The organism is Novosphingobium sp. 17-62-19, from assembly GCF_002256775.1.
Classification (GTDB): domain Bacteria; phylum Pseudomonadota; class Alphaproteobacteria; order Sphingomonadales; family Sphingomonadaceae; genus Novosphingobium.
In genome coordinates, this window is sequence record NZ_NCII01000007.1 from 96,652 (window position 1) to 102,678 (window position 6,027).

At 62.8% G+C, this 6,027-nt stretch carries 5 protein-coding genes; 3 read left to right on the top strand and 2 right to left on the bottom strand.

Translation table 11 applies throughout. From position 1 onward, the window contains the following. Positions 1-10: 10 nt before the first annotated feature. A complete protein-coding gene (gene manD / locus B7X90_RS02210) occupies positions 11-1,219 on the bottom strand; it encodes a mannonate dehydratase (RefSeq protein WP_292621278.1) in 1,209 nt (402 codons plus the stop codon). 102 nt (positions 1,220-1,321) lie between these two features. Between manD and B7X90_RS02215 the strand changes: the two genes are divergently transcribed. The 3 genes from B7X90_RS02215 to B7X90_RS02225 are packed head-to-tail and all read left to right on the top strand — an operon-like array spanning position 1,322 to position 4,811. Continuing rightward, positions 1,322-2,077 carry a FadR/GntR family transcriptional regulator gene (locus B7X90_RS02215; RefSeq protein WP_292621280.1) on the top strand — a complete coding sequence of 252 codons (756 nt, stop codon included), beginning with the start codon at positions 1,322-1,324 and terminating at the stop codon, positions 2,075-2,077. Beyond that, positions 2,074-3,474, top strand: coding sequence for a glucuronate isomerase (gene uxaC / locus B7X90_RS02220; protein ID WP_292621282.1), 1,401 nt, complete (start codon positions 2,074-2,076; stop codon positions 3,472-3,474). The genes B7X90_RS02215 and uxaC overlap by 4 nt, the downstream gene beginning before the upstream one ends. Continuing rightward, the gene (locus B7X90_RS02225) at positions 3,471-4,811 is read left to right on the top strand and encodes a mannitol dehydrogenase family protein (RefSeq protein ID WP_292621284.1); all 1,341 of its coding nucleotides are present in this window, start codon (positions 3,471-3,473) and stop codon (positions 4,809-4,811) included. Before uxaC ends, B7X90_RS02225 begins: the two co-directional genes overlap by 4 nt. Here B7X90_RS02225 and B7X90_RS02230 read toward each other — a convergent pair. Then, the coding region (locus B7X90_RS02230; protein WP_292621286.1) for a site-specific integrase at positions 4,732-6,027 on the bottom strand (1,296 nt) is incomplete at its 5' end. The genes B7X90_RS02225 and B7X90_RS02230 overlap by 80 nt on opposite strands.

The following is a 6,027-nucleotide window of genomic DNA, read 5'->3' on the forward strand; positions in this document are numbered from 1 at the left end:
GCGCACTTGTTCACCAGCTCCACATTGTGCCGTCTTCCAGCCGGGCGACGGGCAAATAGGCGGGCTTGTAGGGGTACTTCGCCGCCAGCGCCTCGTCGATGTCGACGCCGTGGCCGGGGGTCTCGCCGCAAAACAGCTCGCCCGCCTCGAAGTGGTAGTCGTGCGGGAAGACCGCGTCGGTTTCCTCCGAATGGCGCATATATTCCTGGATGCCGAAATTGGGCACCCAGGTATCGAAGTGCAGCGCGCAGCCCATGGTTACGGGCGAAAGGTCGGTCGCGCCGTGGCAGCCGGTGCGGATCTGGTACATCGCCGCCAGATCGGCAATGCGGCGGAGATGCGTGATGCCGCCCGCGCCAACCACGGTGGCGCGGATATAGTCGATCAGCTGGTTCTGGATCAGGTCTTTCGCATCCCACACCGTGTTGAAGATCTCTCCCACGGCGAGCGGGGTGACGGTGTGCTGGCGCACCAGCTTGAAGGCCTCCTGGTTTTCCGCCGGGGTGCAATCCTCCAGCCAGAACAGCTGGTAAGGCTCAAGCATCTTGCCAAGGTTCGCTGCTTCCTGCGGCGTGTAGCGGTGGTGGCCGTCATGCAGCAGGTGGTGGTCGAAACCGTATGTCTCGCGCAGCTTTTCGAACAGCTTGGGGACATAGTTCAGCGCCTTGCGCGTGTCCCATCCGGTGACCGAGGGCAGGCTGGCGTCGGCCGGTTCGTAAAAGAGCTTGCCGCGTCCCACGCCGTAGGCATCCTTGATCCCCGGCACGCCGGTCTGCGCGCGGATCGCCTTGTAACCCATGTCGATATAGTGGCCGACTGCATCGACCGTCTCGGCAATGTCGCTGCCGTTGGCATGGCCATAGACCATCACCCCGTCACGGCTGCGCCCGCCGAGCAGCTGGTACAGCGGCATCCCGGCCATCTTCGCCTTGATATCCCACAGCGCCATGTCGACCGCGGCGATCGCGCGCATGGTCACCGGACCGCGCCGCCAGTAGGCACCCTTGTAGAGATACTGCCAGATATCCTCGATCCGGCGCGGGTCCATGCCGATCAGGCAGGGGATCACGTGTTCCTCGAGGTAGGCGACCACCGAAAGCTCGCGCCCGTTGAGCGTGCCGTCGCCGATGCCATAGACGCCCTGGTCGGTCTCGATCTTGAGCGTGACGAAATTGCGCCCCGGGCAAGTGAGGATGACGCGTGCGGCGGTAATTTTCATGATTCGAGCCTCGCATTCTGATGCAGGAATGTGGTATGACCGATTGACTGACCAGTCTTGGTCTGTCAAGTTTTTGACATTGGCTTTACCAAAAAGGTCGGCATGGATAACCAAGATAAAGGCAAAGACCGCCTGTACCAAGATCTCGCGAGATCGCTGCTTGAGGAACTTGCGGCCGGCAAATACCCTGTCGGTACGCGAATGCCGGCAGAAAGGGATTTGGCGACGCGCTACGGAGTAAGCCGTCCGACGGTGCGCGAAGCAATTATCGCTTTAGAGGTGCAGGGTTTGGTCGAAGTGAAGATCGGCTCGGGTGCCTATGTATTGCGCGTACCGGGCACGGACGACACGCCGGGATTTAATGTTTCAGCTTTCGAACTGACGGAAGCCAGGCTCCTCTTTGAATCAGAGGCCGCCGCACTGGCGGCTACACAGATAACTGACGATGAACTCCTCGAAATTGGCAAACTGGTGGATGCGATAGCGAAGGAAAACAGCAACCCTCGCGGGACTGAAAGCGCAGATCGAGCTTTCCACCTCGCTATAGCCCGCGCTACGCGTAACAACGCCATCCATGACGCGGTGGAACGGCTATGGGACCTGCGTGCGACGTCACCGGAAGCAGCTCTTCTCCACGAGAAGGCACGGACAGCCAACGTGAAGCCCATCGTGGACGAGCACTCAGCAATCTTAGACGCACTCCGGGCGCGCGACCCGGCCAAAGCACGGGCCGCAATGCGGCAGCATTTGTCACAGGTCATCGACAGTCTGCTTTTTGCGACCGAGGAACGGCAAATTGCAGAGGCCCGAAAGGCGGTTCAGGCAAAGCGTGACCGGTATGCCAGAGCTACAGCATGAGTTCCCCCCTCGTATTACATCCAGACCGTTTATTGCCTCATGACCCGGCCACTCGCGCCATCGCGCGCGAGCTGTACGCCGACGTGAAGGGCCTGCCGATCATCAGCCCGCACGGCCACACCGATCCGGCGTGGTTCGCCAGCAACGCGCCCTTCGGCAATGCCACCGAACTGCTGTTGGTGCCCGATCACTACGTCTTCCGTATGCTCTATTCGCAGGGCGTGCCGATGGAGGCACTGGGGGTGCGAAGTCCTACCGCAGACCCGCGCGAGGCGTGGCGACTGTTTGCCCAGCGCTATCACCTGTTCCGGGGCACGCCTTCAAGAATGTGGCTCGACTGGGTGTTTGCCGAGGCCTTCGGCATTGAGGTGAGGCTGGAGGCTGAAACCTCGGACCTCTATTACGACACGATCACCGCCGCGCTGGCCACCGACGCTTTCCGCCCGCGCGCGCTGTTCGAACGCGCCAACATCGAAGTCATTGCCACCACCGAAAGCCCGCTCGACACGCTGGAGCATCATGCCGCGATTCGCGCTTCAGGCTGGCAGGGCAAGGTCATCACGGCCTATCGCCCCGATCCGGTTGTCGACCCTGAGTTTGAAGGCTACCGCGCCAACCTGCGCGCCTTCTCCGACCTGACCGGAGAGGACTGCCTGTCGTGGTCCGGCTACCTTGCCGCGCATCGCCAGCGCCGCGCCTTCTTCGCGGCGATGGGCGCGACCAGCACCGATCACGGCCACCCCACCGCGCAGACCGCGAACCTCTCCGCCGCAGAGGCTGAAGCCCTGTTCCGCCAGGTCAGCGCCGGGTCCTTCACGGCTGCCGAGGCCGAACTGTTCCGCGCCCAGATGCTGACCGAAATGGCGGCGATGAGCCTGGACGACGGGCTGGTCATGCAGATCCACCCCGGCGCCTTCCGCAACCACAATGCCGATGTCTTTGCCCGGCTGGGCCGCGACAAGGGCGCCGACATCCCGATGCGCACCGAATACGTCCATGCGCTGAAACCCCTGCTCGACCGCTTCGGCAATGCCGCTGACCTGTCGATCATCCTGTTCACCCTGGATGAGAGCACCTATGCCCGCGAACTTGCCCCCTTGGCCGGGCACTATCCCTGCCTCAAGCTTGGCCCGGCGTGGTGGTTCCATGACAGCCCCGAAGGCATGCGCCGCTTCCGCCGCATGACCACCGAGACGGCAGGCTTCTACAACACCGTCGGCTTCAACGACGATACCCGCGCCTTCCTGTCGATCCCGGCGCGCCACGACGTTGCCCGGCGGGTCGACTGCGGGTTCCTCGCCGAACTGGTCGCCGAACACCGCATCGAGGACTGGGAAGCGGCGGAACTGGCGCAGGAGCTGACCGTCGGCCTCGTCAGGCAGGCCTACAGGCTGTGAGGCTGTCACCCGCAACGATCGGGGCCTTGCCCGGCGATGTCGCGCGTCCGGCTTATGACCGCGACGGGCAGGTCGTGGGCATCGTCCACTTCGGCATCGGCGCCTTCCACCGCGCCCACCAGGCCTGGTACACCGATGCGGCAATGAACGCCGGGGACCGCAACTGGGCGATCATTGGCGTATCGCTGCGCTCTGCCGATGTCGCCGCGCAGATGAACCCGCAGGGCGGGCTCTATACCGTGACCGAACGCTCGGCGGCAGGCTGGCAGACGCGGCTGGTCGGCGCAGTGCGCGAGGTCCTTGTCGCCACCGAGGCGCGAGAGGCGGTGATTGCCGCGCTTGCCGCGCCGACGACCCATATCGCCAGCTTCACTATCACCGAAAAAGGCTATTGCCGTGCAGCGGACGGCAGCCTCGATCCGGCGCTCGCTTGTCAGGGCAGCATCTATGCCTTTCTGGCCGAGGGCCTGCGCCGCCGCCATGACGACGGCCTGCCCGGCCTGACGCTGCTGTGCTGCGACAACCTGGCCGACAACGGCCGCCAGCTCGCCCGGCTGATGGGCGAATACCTCGAAACCAACGACCCCGCCCTCCGCGGCTGGTTCGAGACGGCCTGCGCCTGCCCGTCGACCATGGTTGACCGCATCGTTCCCGCGACGACCGAGGCCGATCGCGCCGAACTTTCCGCGCGGATCGGCATGGCGGACCACGCTGCCGTGATGACCGAGTCTTTCAGCCAATGGGTGATCGAGGACCGCTTCGCTGGCCCCCGTCCGCGCTGGGAAGCAGTCGGCGCGCAGCTGGTGGCGGACGTCCGACCCTATGAAACGGCGAAGCTCAGGATGCTCAACGGCGCGCATTCGCTGCTCGCCTATGCAGGACTCGCCAAGGGGCACAGCTATGTTCATCAGGCGATTGCCGACCCCGAACTGCGCCAGCTTGCCGAAAGCCTGATGTTGGCCGAAGCCGCACCGACCATTGCCGAGGCATCGGGGCTGGATCTGCCCGCCTATGCCGCCGCGCTGATTGCCCGCTTTGCCAACCCGGCGCTGGAACACCGGCTGATCCAGATCGCCATGGACGGCAGCCAGAAGATCCCTCAGCGCTGGCTGGAAACGCTGAACGAAAACGAAAAACCTTGCCGGGGTATTTTGGCCGGGATTGATGGCTGGATTCGGCACATCGGAGGAGCAAACGGGCCAGTGGATGATCCACTAGCGCCCGAATTGGCCCGCGCTGCAGGTTCACCGGACCCAATCAAAGCTCTATTTGGTCCAGATGGCTTGTTGGGGCACCTACCAGACCAGTTATGTGCTCAATTGATGGACCGGAAATAGGACCAAGCAGCTTCGTTAAGTGCGCATCCCATAAGGTCAACGCACTGCGCTTCTCTATGTCATATCGGTGTCTATTATAAATACCTGCAACACCCGAGCGCGTTCCGCTAATGTGGTTGAGCACCGCTTCGGTCACTTCGATTGGGATCCCCAGCGCTTGCAGATTGGTCGCACCTGTTCGGCGAATGTCGTGGAGCCGCCATTCAGGGATGCCGACAGGTTCATGGCCCCCTTCGCGCTCAACCTGCCGCTTGTGCATGATCGACTGCATCTCGTCATCAAGTGCCCGCTTGGCCTTGGAAAAGCCTGACACCGCGGTTTTACCCGTCGTCGTGAACACCAGGCCACTTGCTTTGGGACCAAGCGCTTTGAGCTGATCGACAACGAGGTCGGTTAGCGGGACGATATGCGCTTCGTCGTTTTTGGCTCGGTCAGCCGGCAGTGTCCAAACCTTGGCTTCGAGGTCGATCTCAGACCAGTCCATTTCCGCAACTTCCTGGCGGCGTTGCATCGTCAGGATCAGCAGGCGGCAATACGGTCCCCACGGCCAGCCGACCTTTTCGCACGCCAGCCACAGGCAGATCAGTTCCTCCTGGCCAAGCACCCGTCGACGCGACGCTGCTGACTTGGGTGCCTTCATCCCGGCGAGCGGCGAGACCATGATATCCTCCCGGTCGACCGCCCAATTGAACAGTTTGCGCAGAAGTGAGTGGACATATTTCTTCCGTCCGGGCCGATCGGCGTAGTCATCCATGAGCTTCACCATGTCGGACCGCTTAAGCGACAGCAGCGACCGCTTGCCCCAGCGCGGCTTGACGACATTCTCGAGCGTCCGCATCGCCTCGGGCCAGGTGTCTGGCCAATGGGGCTGAAGGTAGAGTTCAACGAACTGGTCGCAGTAGGCCGTGAAGTTGAGCGTCTTCTCCTTGCGCTGGGCTTCGCGCTGTTCCTCGACCGGATCGACCCCCTGCTTCACGACCATCAGCAGTCGCTCTGCTTCCTTCCGTGCTGTTTGCGTGGTCCAGGGACTGCCATGAATGCCGATGGTCTTGCGCCGTGCAGCGCCGCCACCGACGCGATATTGCAGCACATAGGATTTCACGCCCTTAGGCGTGGTTTGCGCGGCGACAACTACGATGGCCGGTTGAGCGGCGACTATGATGGCCGGTAGGATCGGTTGTCTGGTCTGATCGTAGGGAGGGGCGCAGCCCCGACC

Excerpts from the sequence above, each read along its gene's own strand:
- manD (WP_292621278.1), bottom strand. The coding sequence starts at position 1,219 with ATGAAAATTACCGCCGCACGCGTCATCCTCACTTGCCCGGGGCGCAAT.
- B7X90_RS02215 (WP_292621280.1), top strand. The coding sequence starts at position 1,322 with ATGGATAACCAAGATAAAGGCAAAGACCGCCTGTACCAAGATCTCGCG.
- uxaC (WP_292621282.1), top strand. The coding sequence starts at position 2,074 with ATGAGTTCCCCCCTCGTATTACATCCAGACCGTTTATTGCCTCATGAC.